This is a genomic window from Roseateles sp. P5_D6, from assembly GCF_054049415.1.
This window is the reverse complement of the sequence record NZ_JBFUMK010000002.1, coordinates 146,683-159,279: the sequence shown is the minus strand read 5'-3', so window position 1 is coordinate 159,279 and position 12,597 is coordinate 146,683. Positions and strand designations below refer to the sequence as shown.

The window sequence follows — 12,597 nt, the reverse complement described above, 5'->3', positions numbered from 1 at the left end:
TACAGGATGCCCCCGATGAAAGCTCGTCTCACCCGCAGCGCCGTGGGCGCAGCGCTGTTCTGCCTGGCCGCAGGCGCTCAGGCTTCCAGCCACCGCGAAGCGCCCTTCATCACGACCGTGCCCAAGGTCGACGCGACGGACTTCTACATGTTCAACAGCTACGAGACCGGCCGCGCCGGCTACGTGACGCTGATCGCCAACTACCAGCCGCTGCAGGACGGCTATGGCGGCCCGAACTATTTCTCGATGGACCCCAACGCGCTCTACGAGATCCACGTCGACAACGTCGGTGATGCCAAGGAGCATCTGACCTTCCAGTTCCGCTTCAAGAACACGCTGTCCAACAGCGGTGCCGGCACGTCTTTAAGCGTCGGCGGCAAGATGGTCGGCATCCCGTTGATCCAGTCGGGCGCGGTGGCCAACGTCAAGGACGCCAACCTGCAGGTCAACGAGAGCTACACGCTGACCGTGGTGCGCGGCGATCGCCGCAGCGGCACGGCCCAGGCGGTGGTCCATGCCACCAGCGGTGCGACCAGCTTCGACAAGCCGGTCGACAACATCGGCAAGAAGACCATCGCCGACTATGCGAGCTATGCGGCCAAGCATGTCTACCCCATCACCATCCCCGGCTGCAGCACGCCGGCCAAGGTCTTCGTCGGCCAGCGCCAGGACCCGTTTGCCGTCAACCTCGGCACCATCTTCGACCTGGTCAACGCGCCGGTCTCCGTCATCACCGACCCGTCGCTGATCAATGCCGCGCCCAACACCATCGACGACAAGAACGTCACCACGCTGGCGCTGGAGGTGCACAAGGACTGCCTGAAATCCGCGACCGACGATGTCATCGGCGGCTGGACCACGGCCAGCCTGCGCCAGGGCCGCCTGCTCGATCCCAAGCCGGGCTCGGGCCATCAGGCCAGCGAGAAGGCCGGCGGCGCCTGGGTGCAGGTCTCGCGCCTGGGCATGCCCCTGGTGAATGAAGTCGTCATCGGCCTCAAGGACAAGGACAAGTTCAACTCCTCCAAGCCCAAGGACGATGGCCAGTTCGCCGACTACGTGACCAACCCGACGCTGCCAGCCTTGCTGGAGATCGCGCTGGCCCTGCCCAACACCGCGCCGACCAACTTCCCGCGCAACGACCTCGTCACCACCTTCCTGACCGGCATCAAGGGCGTCAACCAGCAGAAGACGGTCACGGCCTCCGAGATGCTGCGCCTCAATACGGCAATAGCGGCCGTGCCCTTCGCTCAACAAAACCGTTTGGGCATCGTCGGCAACATCCTCGCCGCAGGCAACGACAACGCCGGCTACCCCAACGGCCGCCGGCCCAAGGACGACGTCGTCGACATCTCGCTGGTGGCCGTCATGGGCGGCCTGTGCGTGGCCAACGGCGACACCGACAAGCTCGGCTTCGGCGCGGCCTGCAAGCCCAGCGCGGTGCCCCTGGGTGCCACGACTTTCAAGCTGCATGACGCGGTGGACCAGGCTGTCGTGCCCCTGCTCAGCGGCTTCCCCTACCTCAACACGCCCATCCCGGGCACCAAGTGAAAGGGGCCGCCATGTTGACCCGCAAGACTGCCGCGGTCGCCGCCGGCGCCGTGCTCGTGCTGGCCGCCTGCGGCGGCAGTGACAGCGACACTGAAATCATCAGCCCGCCGCCCCCACCGCCGCCGGCCCCCACCGCGGTGCCCGACAGCGCCGTGGCTTCGTCGATGGCCCTGGTGAGCTACCTGAAGGCGCAGAAGACCGACGACGAGACCACGGAGGCGCTGACGCTGCCGACGGTGGCGGTGTCGGTCAGCGAGACCGAAGAGCCGCAGGCGCTGTGAAGCACCTGCTCGTGCTGCTGCTGGCAATCCCGCTGGCGGTCTTGGCCGAACCTTTCGTCCCGAAGGACGACGCCGAGATCGTGCAGCGCCTGCCTTACCGCATCGACGCGGCCGAGCGTCAGCGCCGTGCGGCCTTGGCGCGCGACCCGGCACAGCTGCAGCTCGCCGTAGCCACTGCACGTGCGGCGCTGCAGCGCGCCCGCGTGCATGGCGACCCGCGCGAGCTCGGCGCGGCACAGGCCGCGCTGGCGCCGTGGTGGCGCCAGGCCGATGCACCCGCCGATGCCGTGCTGCTGCGCGCCCGCGTTCTGCAGGCGCGGCACGAGTTCGAGCCTGCCCTGGCCGAGCTGCACCGCCTGTTGGCGCGCGAAGATCTCGCGCCGGAGCATCGCGCCCAGGCCCTGCTCGACGCGGCCGCGTTGCATCAGCTGCGCGCCGAACTTACCGAGGCTCGCGCCTTGTGCGAACAGCTTCAACCCCTGGCCGCACTGCCGGCAACTGCCTGTCTGGCCGAGCTGGCCAGCCTGTCGGGACAGGGCCAAGCGGCGGCACAAACGCTGGCCCAGCTCAGCCCGGGCCGGTCCATCGCGCCCTGGCTTGCACTGATGCGTGCCGAGCTGGCGGAACGCCTCGGCAACGAAGCCACCGCGCCTGCCCTTTACCGTGCCGCGCTGGCCGGCGAGGACGAGGTCTACACGCGCGCCGCGCTGGCCGACTGGCTGCTGGCCCGCCAGCGCGCGGCCGAGGCCCTCGTGCTGGTCGAACGCAGCCCCGATGCCGAGGCCGATGCATTGCTGTTGCGCCAGGTCATCGCCTTGCGCCAGCTCGGCCGCGATGCGTCGGCGCGGACCGCCCTGATGCGCGAGCGCCTTGCCGCCGCCGACCGCCGCGAATCGGGCAAGCATGCGCGCGAGCAGGCCCGCTTTGCCCTCGATGTCGAGCAGCAGCCACGCGAAGCCCTGCGCCTGGCTCAGCTGAACTGGGCGATGCAACGCGAGCCTGTTGATGCGGTGCTGCTGCTGCGCGCTGCCCTCGCCGCTGGGCGCGATGGCGATGCGACGCGTGAGGAACTGGCGCGCGTGCTGCGCGGCAAGGGCTGGCAGGATGCACGCCTTGCCGCTCTTGATCGGCGTTTTGACCGGAGCTTCGCGCCGTGATCCGTTGTTTGTTGTGGCTGGCGCTGCTGCTGTGCGGTGTGGCCCAGGCCCACCAGGCCAGCGAGGCCTATCTCGTCTACCGCGTCGAAGGTGCGGCGGTCGAACAGCGCCTGGACATCGCCTTGCGCGACCTGGACCGCGACCTGGCGCTGGACGCCGATGGCGACGGCAACTTGAGCTGGGGCGAGGTGCGCCAGCGCTGGCCCGACATCGAAGCGCTGGCCATGGCCGGCCTGCGCTTCACCGCCGATGGCGCGGCCTGCACGCCGCAGGACCGTCCCCAACCCCAGCTCGACCAGCACAGCGACGGCATGCACGCCGTGCTCATCAGCCACTGGCTCTGCCGCGCCGCCGTGCATGAGCTCGACATCGACTACCGCCTCTTTGCCAGCACCGACACCGCCCACCGTGGCCTGGCCCGCCTCGTCGGCGCGGCGGGCGAGCCGCTGGTGCTGACGCCCGGCGCCGGCCCACAACGTCTGGCGCTGGACAGCCGCGGCTTCGGTGGCTTCGTCGTCGAGGGCATGGCCCATATCGCCAGCGGGCTGGACCATGTGCTTTTCCTCGTCACGCTGCTGCTCGTCGCCGTCTGGCGGCGCGAGGGCAAGGGCTGGGCGCCCCGTGCCAGCGGCCGCGCCGCGCTGGCCGAGACGCTCAAGCTTGTCACCGCCTTCACTCTGGCCCACTCCATCACCCTGGCGCTGGCGGCCAGCGGCGCCATCGACCCGCCGACCACCGTCGTCGAATCGCTGATCGCGCTGACCGTGCTGCTCGCCGCGCTCGACAACCTGCGGCCCTTTGTGCCTGGGCCGCGCTGGAGCATGGTCGGCCTCTTCGGCCTCGTGCACGGCGTCGGCTTTGCCGGGCCGCTGAAGGACCTGGGCCTGCGCGGCAGCGAACTGGTGCTGCCGCTGCTGGGCTTCAACCTCGGCGTCGAGCTGGGACAGCTTGCCGTCGTCGCGCTGCTGCTGCCACTGGCCCTGATGCTGCGCTCGGCGACCATCTACCGGCGCTGGATCGTGCCCGGTGGATCCAGCGCTGTCGCCGCGCTGGCCCTGCTCTGGTGTGTCGAGCGCAGCTTCGGGCTCAGCCTGCTGCCTTGAGCGGCCGCAGGCGGCTGCGCAGCAACGCCAGGTCGAAGCGGTAGAACACCGCCTGTATGCCGCGGCCCGATGCGCAAGTCGACAGCGCATCGTCGCCTTCGTGCATCCCGTCAGCCGTATCCCGCGCACCCAGGCAAGCCAGCCCGGGCGGCAGCTGGGCCAGCAGCATCTGGGCCATGATGAGGCTGTCGGCATCGCCGACGAGGGCTTGGAGCGGGATGTCGACACTGCCGGCGGCGTCGTCCAGGTGCGTGGTCAGTGCCTGCTCCAGCCGCGCGCTGACGCCCAGCATGGCAGGCTCGGTGGCAAAGGCCATCGCGTCGGTGTCCAGCAGTGCGCCGATCAGGACGGCCATACTGCCTCCTGGCGCAGGTCGCTGCGCAGCGGTGTGATGCGGTAGCTGTAGCCCGGGCGCATCAGCAACTGCGGGAAGGCGCAGCGGCTGAAGCCATCGCCCACGACGTCGCCGGAGCGGTCGTGCAGCATCTCCCAGTAGAAGCCGAAGACCTGTGGCGGCTGGCGCCGCAGACGCGGCAGGCCGCAAGCCGGGCGGCTCGCATGAGGAATCCACAGATTTGGCACGGCATGCTCCCCGGGGCACACACAAGCGGCCCCTACATGCACAGACGCGCAAATCCGCGCGACCCGGTCACGCCGGCATGCACAAGCTAGGGGGAGGAGGTCAGCCTGCGGCGATGCCGGCGGTCACGTGACCCGCGGGCACGTGGGCGGCCGCACTCGTGACATGGCCGACCTGATCGTCGAAGAAGAAGTCGGGCTCGAACTCGCGCAGGAATTCCCCCTTGGCCAGGCCGCCGAGAAACATGGCCTCGTCGACCTCGATCTGCCAGTCCATCAGCGTGCGGATGGCGCGCTCGTGAGCCGGCGCGCTGCGCGCAGTGACGAGGGCCGTGCGTACCTTCATGCCGTTGGCGTGTGAATGCTGCAGCCGGTGCAGCGCCTCCAGCATCGGCTTGAAGGGCCCGGCCTGTAGCGGCAGGTGGGCGCGCTGCAGTTCATGCTCGCGAAAGGCCGCCAGGCCGTCGCGCTGGAACACCTGCTCCGCTTCGTCGGAGAACAGCACCGCGTCACCGTCGAAGGCGATGCGCAGCTCCTTGGGGTGGGCCGCCGAGGCGCGCGCCGCCAGCGGCATCACGCGCGCCGCGGCCACGCCGGCACCGAGGGCCTGGCGCACGTCGGCCTCGTTGGTCGACAAAAAGAGCTGGGCCGACAGCGGCTTCAGATAGCGCCACGGCGAGGCGCCGCGCGTGAACACGCCGCGCTCGATGGGCAGGCCGTAGTGCTTGGCCGAGCGGAACACGCGCATGCCTGAGATCGGGTCATTGCGCGACAGCACGACGACCTCGACCTGGGGTGCACCGCCAGCATTGAAGGCCAGCAGTTTCTCCACCAGCGAGAAGGCCACGCCGGGCGGCGCCGGTTCGTCCAGGCGCTGCTGCTGCAGGGCCATGTAGGCATGGTCGTCGCCGGCCTCGAAGACTTCGTTTTCGGCCTCGAAGTCGAAGAGGGCGCGTGACGAGATGGCGACGACGAGTTGACCGGAGAGCGTGGCTGGCATGGCGGTCGATGATAGGGCTCGACGCCCGGGCCACGCCTTCCTAGACTCGTCGCGTTTTCAACTCGAAAGACCTGCCCATGCGCGCTGCTGCCCTTGCCCTGCTGCCCATCCTCGCCGCCTGCGCCAGCAAGCCGGTGCCGCCTCAGGTGCCCGCCGCGTTGCAGCCTCCTGCCGGACAGGAACTGCAACTCGAGGCGTTGGCCCAGGGCTGGCAGATCTACGAATGCCAGGCCAAGGCCGATGGCAGCGGCACCGCCTGGGTCTTCAAGGCGCCCGAGGCCACGCTGGCCGACCGCGCGGGGCGGCCGCTGGGCAAGCATTACGCCGGCCCGACCTGGGAGGGGCTGGATGGCAGCACGGTCGTCGGCGAGGTCAAGGCCCGCGACCCGGGCCCGGACGCGAAGGCCATCCCCTGGCTGCTGCTCGCGGCCAAGAGCAATGGCGGCAGCGGCGTCTTCAGCACGACGAAGAGCATCCAGCGCGTCACGACGGTCGGTGGCGTCGCGCCCGCCGAGGCCTGCACGGCGGCCGGCCAGGTCGTGCGCGTCACCTACACGGCGACCTACTACTTCTACCGCTAGATCACGGCCAGCGCGGTGGCGAGGTCGCGCCGCAGGTCGTCCGTGGCCTCGATGCCTACGGACAGGCGCACCAGCGAGTCCGTGATGCCCAGCCGCGCCCGCGTCTCGGGCGGAATGGAGGCGTGGGTCATCAAGGCGGGCAGCGAGATCAGGCTCTCGACGCCACCCAGGCTCTCGGCCAGCGTGAACAGCTCTACGCGCTGCAGAAAGCGGCGCGCACCGGCCAGGTCGGCCTTCAGCGCGACGCTGATCATGCCGCCGCCGCCGCGCATCTGGCGCTTGGCCAGGGCGTGCTGCGGGTGGCTTTCCAGGCCGGGGTAGAGCACACGCTCGACCTGGGGCTGCGCGGCCAGCCAGGTCGCCAATTCGGCGGCGCTGGCGTTGTGCCTCTCCATGCGCAATGCCAGCGTCTTGAGGCCACGCAGCGCGAGGAAGCTGTCGAAGGGCCCGGCCACCGAGCCGACGGCGTTGTGCAGAAACTCGAGCTTCTCGCGCAGCTCGGCCTGGCGCGGCTCTCCACCCACGACCGCAATGCCGCCGATGACGTCGCTGTGGCCGTTGAGGTATTTGGTCGCCGAGTGCACGACGAGGTCGAAGCCCAGTTCCAGCGGGCGCTGGGCCCAGGGGCTGGCGAAAGTGTTGTCCGCCACGGCCAGCGCGCCGTGCTCGCGGGCGACGCGGGCTATGGCTGCCAGGTCGCTCAGGCGCAGCAGCGGGTTGCTGGGCGTCTCGATCCAGATCAGCTTCGTGTCGGGCTGCAGCGCGGCGCGCACGGCCTCGGTGTCGCGGCTGTCCACATAGGTCACGCGCAGGCCGGCGCTGTGCTTGCGCACCCGCTCGAACAGGCGATAGCTGCCGCCGTAGAGGTCGTCACCGGCGACGATATGGGCGCCAGCGGGCAGGGTGTCGAGCACCGTGGCCATGGCCGCCAGCCCGGATGCGAAGGCATAGGCCTGGGCGCCGCCTTCGAGGTCGGCGACGGCGCGCTCCCAGGCCTGGCGGGTCGGGTTGTGGGTGCGGCCGTACTCATAGCCGGTGTGCTCGCCGGGGCCGTGCTGGCGGTAGGTGGAGCTGACCGAGATGGGCGGCATGACGGCGCCGGTCACGGCGTCCGGCTCCTGGCCGGCATGGATGACGCGGGTGTTGAAGTCGAGTTGATCGCTCATCGCGCGATCTCCTTGCGCAGATGGTTGATGAGGTCGAAGCGGGTGACGAGGCCGTGGAAGCCGGCGTCGTCCGCAATGACGGCCACGAGGCCGCGGCGCAACTGCTCGTTCAGTTCGGTGAGCGACGCGCTGGGCGCCAGCGTGATGACGTCGGTATTCATCGCGCTCTGCACCAGGGCGCCAAACGCGGCCGGGTCGGCATGTAGCCGGGCCAGCAGGTCGGACTCGTCCAGCAGCCCGACGAGGCGGTCGCCGTCGAGCACCGGCAATTGCGACACATCGGCCTGGCGCATGCGCGAGAAGGCGGTCTGCAGCGTGTCGTCCGGCCCGACCGACACGACGCCGCCGCTGGTCACCGGGCGCGAGATCAGGTCGCGCAGGTCGCCCAGGCGCGGGCGCGTCAGCAGGCCCTGGTCGAACATCCAATGGTCGTTGTAGACCTTGGACAGGTAGCGCGTGCCGGTGTCGCAGACGAAGGTGACGACGCGCTTCGGCGTAGTCTGCTCGCGGCAGTAGCGCAGCGCCGCCGCCAGCAGCGTGCCGGTTGACGAGCCGGCCAGGATGCCCTCGGCGCGGTAGAGCTCGCGCGCGGTGGCGAAGCTGTCGGTGTCGCTGATGCTGTAGGCCGTGCGTACCGGCCTGAGGTCGGCGATGGGCGGGATGAAGTCCTCGCCGATGCCTTCCACCGCCCACGAGCCGGCGTCACCGAATTTGCCGGTGTCGATGTAGTCCTTCAGGATGGAGCCGACCGGATCGGCCAGCACCATCTCGATGCCGGGGCGCACGCGCTGGAAGAAACGACCGAGGCCGGTGATGGTGCCGCCCGAGCCGACGCCGCAGACGATGGCGTCGACGTCGTGGCCCATCTGCTGCCAGATCTCGGGCGCCGTCGTCGTCTCGTGGGCCAGCGGGTTGGCGGGGTTGTTGAACTGGTCGGCATACCAGGCGCCGGGGATTTCGCGCACCAGGCGGGCGGCCACGTCCTGGTAGTAGGCCGGGTGGCCCTTGCCGACGTCGGAGCGTGTCAGGTGCACGCGGGCACCGAGAGCCTTGAGTTGCAGCACTTTCTCGGCGGACATCTTGTCGGGCACCACCAGCGCCACCTGGTAGCCCTTGGCACGCGCCACCAGGGCCAGGCCCAGGCCGGTATTGCCGGCGGTGGCTTCCACCACCGTGCCACCGGGTTTGAGCAAGCCCTCGCGCTCGGCCGTCTCGATCATGGCCAGGCCGATGCGGTCCTTGATGGAGCCGCCGGGGTTCTGGGATTCGAGCTTGAGGAAGAGCTGGCAGGGGCCGGTGTCCAGGCGCAGCACCGGCAACAGCGGCGTGTTGCCGATGAGGTCCAGCACGGCGGGCCGGGCCTCGAGCGGGAGTCGAGCGTTCATGACGAGTCGGGCCGCGGGTCGGGCGCGGCCAATTTGGGCTAGACCTCGCAGGATACGAAGGGGGGCTTCGCGCGCAATCCCGTTTTTCGCATGAGCTTGCGCGGTTTTCGACCGCGCCCCGCCGCACAAGCAAATGCGAAAAGCATCGTTCACGGCGGCTTATGTGATTCCTAGCATGCGACCACTTGTTCTCCAGGAATCCAGATGACTCTCTCCCGCCGCGTAATCACCCAGGCCTTGGTCGCTGCCGGCCTCTTTGCAGTGCAGGTCGCCCACGCCGACCAGCTCGACGACATCAAGAAGAAGGGCGAGCTCGTGGTCGGCGTGCTCGGCACCGACGAGCCCAACAGCTTCATCGACCCCAAGACGCGCGAAATCATTGGCTACGAGGTCGATCTGGCCCGCGCCATCGCCACCCGGCTGGGCGTCAAGCTGCAGATCAAGCAGCTCGCCGTCGCTGCGCGCATCCCCGAGCTACAGCAAGGCCATGTCGACCTGCTGGCTGCCTCCCTCACGCACAACAAGGAGCGCGAGGCCGTCATCGACTTCTCGCTGACCACCTTCGTCACCGGCCAGAAGGTCCTCGTCAAAGCCGACAGCGGTATCCAGAACGTAGCCGCGCTCGCCGGCAAGAAGGTCGTCACCATCAAAGGCGGCACGCAGGAGCCCAATATTCGCAAGGCCGTACCTCAGGTCGACGTCGTCACCTTCGACACCGGCCCGCAGGCCTTCCAGGCGCTGCAGCAGGGCAAGGGCGTGGCCTTTGTCAACGATGAGGTCTCGCTGCTGGATCAGCACGCCAAGCTCGGCGCGGCGTCGGCGCAGTACCGCATCCTGGAACAGAACATCAGCGTCGAGCCCCTGGCCATCGGCATTCGCAAGGGCGAGAAGCGCCTGAAGGCCGAGGTCGATGCGGCGCTGAGCGGCCTGGAGAAGGGTGGCGAAGCCGACAAGCTGTTCGTCAAGTGGTATGGCCCGGACACGCGTCTGAAGTTCCCCAAGCGCACCTTCAAGATCGACAGCGACAAGGTCGAAAGCTGATTCGTCGGTCTGTCTGATTGCAGCCGCCGCCTCACGAGGGCCGGCGGCTGCCTCGTTTCTGGTGAGCCCCCCGATGCCCGTCCTTTCCTTTGCCCCGCTGCTGCAGGGCGACTACCTCACCTGGCTGCTGCAAGGCCTGCGCCTGTCGCTGCTGCTGACCGGCCTGACGCTGCTGACCGCGCTGCCTTTGGCTGTCTTCATCGCGTTGCTGCGCCTGTCACCGTGGCGCGCGTTGCGCGTCATCGGAGAAGGCTATGTCGAGGCCGTGCGCTGCGTGCCGCTGCTGGTACACATGCTGTTCTGGTACTTTGGCGTGCCGGAGCTGCTGCCCGCCGGCATCAAGGAAAAGGTCTACGCCGGCAATATCGAGATCTTCAGCGCCTGGGCCGCGCTGACGCTGTACACGGCCGCCTACATGAGCGAGGACATCCGCTCCGGCGTGCGGGCCGTGCCGGGCGCCCAGCTGGACGCGGCGATGGCCCTGGGCTTCAGCTTCCTGGCCGGCATGCGCCTGGTGGTGCTGCCGCAGGCCCTGCGCATCACGCTGCCACCGCTGCTGTCACAGACGCTCAACCTCTGGAAGAACACCAGCATCGCCACCGTCATCGGCGCGGCCGAGCTGATGACGCAGGCCCAGCGCGTCGAGTCGGCGAGCTTTCGCGGCTTCGAGACCTTTGCCCTCGTCACGGTGGCCTATCTGTCGGTGTCACTGGTGCTGACGGGGCTGGCGCAATGGGCGCAGCACGTGGTGTCGCCTCAGGGGGCCAAGCGATGAGTGGACTCGTCGACACCTACTGGCTCTACTTCCTCGTCGGCCAGTACCCGCACGGGCCGCTGGGCGGCCTGGCGCTGACCGTGATCCTCGCCACACTGGGCCTGGTGCTCGCGCTGCCGCTGGGCATCCTGCTGGGCCTGGCCCGCTTCAGCCCGAATCGCTGGCTGCGCCTGCCGGTGACCGGCTGGGTCTGGGTGGTGCGCGGCACGCCGCTGCTGATGGTGGTGTTCTGGGCCTATTTCTTCCTGCCCACGGTGACCGGCCACAAGACCGACCAGTTCAGCACCATGCTGGTCGCGCTGATCGTCTTCGACGCCGCCTATCTTGCAGAAATCGTCCACGCCGGCCTGCAGGCCCTGCCGAGGGGCCAGCTGCAGGCGTCAATGTCGCTGGGCATGACGCGCGGCCAGGCGCTGCATTCGGTGCTGCTGCCCCAGGCCTTGCGCCACATGCTGCCCTCGCTGATCAACCAGTTCGTCGCAACCATCAAGGAGACGTCGCTGGGCACCATCATCGGCCTCTCCGAGCTGTCCTTCATCGCCAACCAGATCAACGCCCAGGTGCTGGTCAAGCCGGTGGAAATCTACCTGACGCTGGCGGGTTGCTACTTCGTCATGTGCTTCGGGTTGACGCGCATCGCCAAGCTCGCCGAACGACGCCTCGCGGCCGTGTAGTGCCTTACCCAGCGACCGTCGTGGAACCGGCTTTGCCGGGCCACTGACGGTGCCCCCTTGAGGGGGCCGCAGCTTCGCTGCGGTAGGGGGTGGTCTATTTCACCCAGGTGTTCAGCTGGATGATAGGCAGCAGTACCGCCAGCACGATCAGCAGCACCACCGCGCCCATCGCCACGATCAGCAGCGGTTCGAGCAGCGTGGCCGCGGCCATCGAGCGGCGCTGCACCTCGACGCCCAGCTGGCGCGCCGCACGGCCGAGCATCTCGGGCAGTTGGCCGGTCTGCTCGCCCAGGCGGGCGAACATCGCCAGGATGCCGGGGAAGCGCTTCTTGCCGGCCAGGGCCGAGCCCAGCGGCGCACCTTCGCGCACCTGCACGAGGGCGTCCAGCGCATCGGCCTGCATGGCGCGGTTGGACAGGGTCTCGGCCGCCGCCTGCAGCGCCTTCAGGATGGGCACGCCGGCACCGGCCAGCATGGCCAGCGTGCCGGCAAAGCGGGCGGCGTTGTAGCCGCGCGCCAGTCGCCCGACCAGGGGCAGGCCGAGGATGCCCGCGTCGAAGCGCAGCCGGAAGGCCGGCGCCTTCAACGCGAAGCGCAGCGCCACGCCGCCGGCGACGAGGACGGCGAGCATGGCCCAGCCCCAGCTGCGCACGAAGTCGCTGACGGCGAGCATCGCGACCGTCAACGCGGGCAGGGCGCGCTTGGAGCTGGTGAACACGGTCGCGATCTGCGGCACCACGTAGGTGACGAGGAAGATGACGATCAGCACCGAGATGAAGGAGACGATGGCCGGGTAGGCCATGGCGCCGATGAGCTTGGCCTTCAGGTCCTGGCGCTCCTCGAGGTCGTCGGCGAGCTTCTCCAGCACCTGGCCCAGCGCGCCGCTCTGTTCGCCGGCAGCCACGACGCCGCGATAGACCTCGTCGAACTCGCGCGGCGCCAGGCCCAGCGCCCGCGCGAAGGTCGAGCCGGCATTGACCTCGGCCTTCAATTGCGAGATCAGCTCGCGCTGCTTGGTGTCCTCGCTCTCGTCAGCCAGGGCTGTCAGCGCACGCTCGATGGGCAGGCTGGAGCCGACCAGGCCGGCGAGCTGGCGCGTCCAGACGGCCAGCGCCGTCGTGCTGAAGACGCGGCGGGTGAAGCGGCTGCCTTCCTGGGTGCCGTGCTGCTGCACCATCTCGATCGACAGTGGCGTCAGGCCTTGCGCACGCACCATGGCACGCGCCGCACGCGGGTTGTCGGCCTCGATCAGGCCGCTGCTCTGACGGCCGGCGTCGGTGAGGGCTTCGTATTTGTAGGCTGGCACG

14 protein-coding genes are annotated in these 12,597 nt (G+C 69.0%); 8 read left to right on the top strand and 6 right to left on the bottom strand.

Annotated elements, in window-relative coordinates:
* Nucleotides 1–15 precede the first annotated feature (15 nt).
* From ACXJKM_RS02775 to ACXJKM_RS02760, 4 genes are read left to right on the top strand one after another with little or no spacing between them, the layout of a single operon-like run.
* Entirely contained in the window at nt 16–1,548 is a 1,533-nt protein-coding gene (locus ACXJKM_RS02775) for a DUF4331 domain-containing protein (protein WP_457350078.1), read from the top strand.
* Between the two features lie 11 nt (nt 1,549–1,559).
* A complete protein-coding gene (locus ACXJKM_RS02770; RefSeq protein WP_457350076.1) occupies nt 1,560–1,829 on the top strand; it encodes a hypothetical protein in 270 nt (89 codons plus the stop codon).
* Nucleotides 1,826–2,986 carry a hypothetical protein gene (locus ACXJKM_RS02765; RefSeq protein ID WP_457350074.1) on the top strand — a complete coding sequence of 387 codons (1,161 nt, stop codon included), beginning with the start codon at nt 1,826–1,828 and terminating at the stop codon, nt 2,984–2,986. The genes ACXJKM_RS02770 and ACXJKM_RS02765 overlap by 4 nt, the downstream gene beginning before the upstream one ends.
* Nucleotides 2,983–4,089: a HupE/UreJ family protein gene (locus ACXJKM_RS02760; RefSeq protein WP_082532970.1), complete on the top strand. Its 1,107-nt coding sequence runs from the start codon at nt 2,983–2,985 to the stop codon at nt 4,087–4,089. Before ACXJKM_RS02765 ends, ACXJKM_RS02760 begins: the two co-directional genes overlap by 4 nt.
* Here the strand turns inward: ACXJKM_RS02760 and ACXJKM_RS02755 are convergent.
* From ACXJKM_RS02755 to ACXJKM_RS02745, 3 genes are all read right to left on the bottom strand, one after another.
* Nucleotides 4,073–4,444, bottom strand: coding sequence for a hypothetical protein (locus tag ACXJKM_RS02755; protein ID WP_457350073.1), 372 nt, complete (start codon nt 4,442–4,444; stop codon nt 4,073–4,075). The genes ACXJKM_RS02760 and ACXJKM_RS02755 overlap by 17 nt on opposite strands.
* Nucleotides 4,432–4,671, bottom strand: coding sequence for a hypothetical protein (locus tag ACXJKM_RS02750; protein WP_157282021.1), 240 nt, complete (start codon nt 4,669–4,671; stop codon nt 4,432–4,434). The genes ACXJKM_RS02755 and ACXJKM_RS02750 overlap by 13 nt, the downstream gene beginning before the upstream one ends.
* 100 nt (nt 4,672–4,771) lie before the next feature.
* The gene (locus tag ACXJKM_RS02745) at nt 4,772–5,668 is read right to left on the bottom strand and encodes a 5'-nucleotidase (RefSeq protein ID WP_056203196.1); all 897 of its coding nucleotides are present in this window, start codon (nt 5,666–5,668) and stop codon (nt 4,772–4,774) included.
* Nucleotides 5,669–5,745: 77 nt separating this feature from the next.
* On the opposite strand from ACXJKM_RS02745, the gene ACXJKM_RS02740 reads away from it, so the two are divergent.
* Nucleotides 5,746–6,249: a DUF3455 domain-containing protein gene (locus ACXJKM_RS02740; protein ID WP_457350071.1), complete on the top strand. Its 504-nt coding sequence runs from the start codon at nt 5,746–5,748 to the stop codon at nt 6,247–6,249.
* Here the strand turns inward: ACXJKM_RS02740 and ACXJKM_RS02735 are convergent.
* Together ACXJKM_RS02735 and ACXJKM_RS02730 are read right to left on the bottom strand one after the other, a co-directional pair.
* Nucleotides 6,246–7,415, bottom strand: coding sequence for a trans-sulfuration enzyme family protein (locus ACXJKM_RS02735; protein WP_457350069.1), 1,170 nt, complete (start codon nt 7,413–7,415; stop codon nt 6,246–6,248). The two genes, ACXJKM_RS02740 and ACXJKM_RS02735, sit on opposite strands and share 4 nt — an antisense overlap.
* Nucleotides 7,412–8,800, bottom strand: a complete 1,389-nt coding sequence (locus ACXJKM_RS02730; RefSeq protein WP_056203203.1) for a pyridoxal-phosphate dependent enzyme — start codon at nt 8,798–8,800, stop codon at nt 7,412–7,414. The genes ACXJKM_RS02735 and ACXJKM_RS02730 overlap by 4 nt, the downstream gene beginning before the upstream one ends.
* Nucleotides 8,801–9,004: 204 nt before the next feature.
* Here ACXJKM_RS02730 and ACXJKM_RS02725 point away from each other — a divergent pair, with 204 nt between their 5' ends.
* The 3 genes from ACXJKM_RS02725 to ACXJKM_RS02715 all read left to right on the top strand — a co-directional run bounded on the left by ACXJKM_RS02725 (nt 9,005) and on the right by ACXJKM_RS02715 (nt 11,290).
* Nucleotides 9,005–9,841: an ABC transporter substrate-binding protein gene (locus ACXJKM_RS02725; protein WP_457350067.1), complete on the top strand. Its 837-nt coding sequence runs from the start codon at nt 9,005–9,007 to the stop codon at nt 9,839–9,841.
* 73 nt (nt 9,842–9,914) lie between these two features.
* A complete protein-coding gene (locus ACXJKM_RS02720; protein WP_457350065.1) occupies nt 9,915–10,616 on the top strand; it encodes an amino acid ABC transporter permease in 702 nt (233 codons plus the stop codon).
* Nucleotides 10,613–11,290 (top strand): amino acid ABC transporter permease, encoded by a 678-nt coding sequence (locus ACXJKM_RS02715; RefSeq protein ID WP_457350063.1) that lies wholly within the window; start codon nt 10,613–10,615, stop codon nt 11,288–11,290. The genes ACXJKM_RS02720 and ACXJKM_RS02715 overlap by 4 nt, the downstream gene beginning before the upstream one ends.
* Nucleotides 11,291–11,384: 94 nt before the next feature.
* On the opposite strand, the gene gspF is transcribed toward ACXJKM_RS02715, so the two are convergent.
* Complete coding sequence (gspF, locus tag ACXJKM_RS02710) at nt 11,385–12,596, bottom strand: type II secretion system inner membrane protein GspF (RefSeq protein ID WP_457322903.1); 1,212 nt, start codon at nt 12,594–12,596, stop codon at nt 11,385–11,387.
* Nucleotide 12,597 lies beyond the last annotated feature (1 nt).

What these genes read in the sequence shown, in the direction of transcription:
- ACXJKM_RS02775 (WP_457350078.1), top strand. Translation starts at nt 16, where the DNA reads ATGAAAGCTCGTCTCACCCGCAGCGCCGTGGGCGCAGCGCTGTTCTGC.
- ACXJKM_RS02770 (WP_457350076.1), top strand. Translation starts at nt 1,560, where the DNA reads ATGTTGACCCGCAAGACTGCCGCGGTCGCCGCCGGCGCCGTGCTCGTG.
- ACXJKM_RS02755 (WP_457350073.1), bottom strand. Translation starts at nt 4,444, where the DNA reads ATGGCCGTCCTGATCGGCGCACTGCTGGACACCGACGCGATGGCCTTT.
- ACXJKM_RS02745 (WP_056203196.1), bottom strand. Translation starts at nt 5,668, where the DNA reads ATGCCAGCCACGCTCTCCGGTCAACTCGTCGTCGCCATCTCGTCACGC.
- ACXJKM_RS02740 (WP_457350071.1), top strand. Translation starts at nt 5,746, where the DNA reads ATGCGCGCTGCTGCCCTTGCCCTGCTGCCCATCCTCGCCGCCTGCGCC.
- ACXJKM_RS02735 (WP_457350069.1), bottom strand. Translation starts at nt 7,415, where the DNA reads ATGAGCGATCAACTCGACTTCAACACCCGCGTCATCCATGCCGGCCAG.
- ACXJKM_RS02730 (WP_056203203.1), bottom strand. Translation starts at nt 8,800, where the DNA reads ATGAACGCTCGACTCCCGCTCGAGGCCCGGCCCGCCGTGCTGGACCTC.
- ACXJKM_RS02725 (WP_457350067.1), top strand. Translation starts at nt 9,005, where the DNA reads ATGACTCTCTCCCGCCGCGTAATCACCCAGGCCTTGGTCGCTGCCGGC.
- ACXJKM_RS02720 (WP_457350065.1), top strand. Translation starts at nt 9,915, where the DNA reads ATGCCCGTCCTTTCCTTTGCCCCGCTGCTGCAGGGCGACTACCTCACC.
- ACXJKM_RS02715 (WP_457350063.1), top strand. Translation starts at nt 10,613, where the DNA reads ATGAGTGGACTCGTCGACACCTACTGGCTCTACTTCCTCGTCGGCCAG.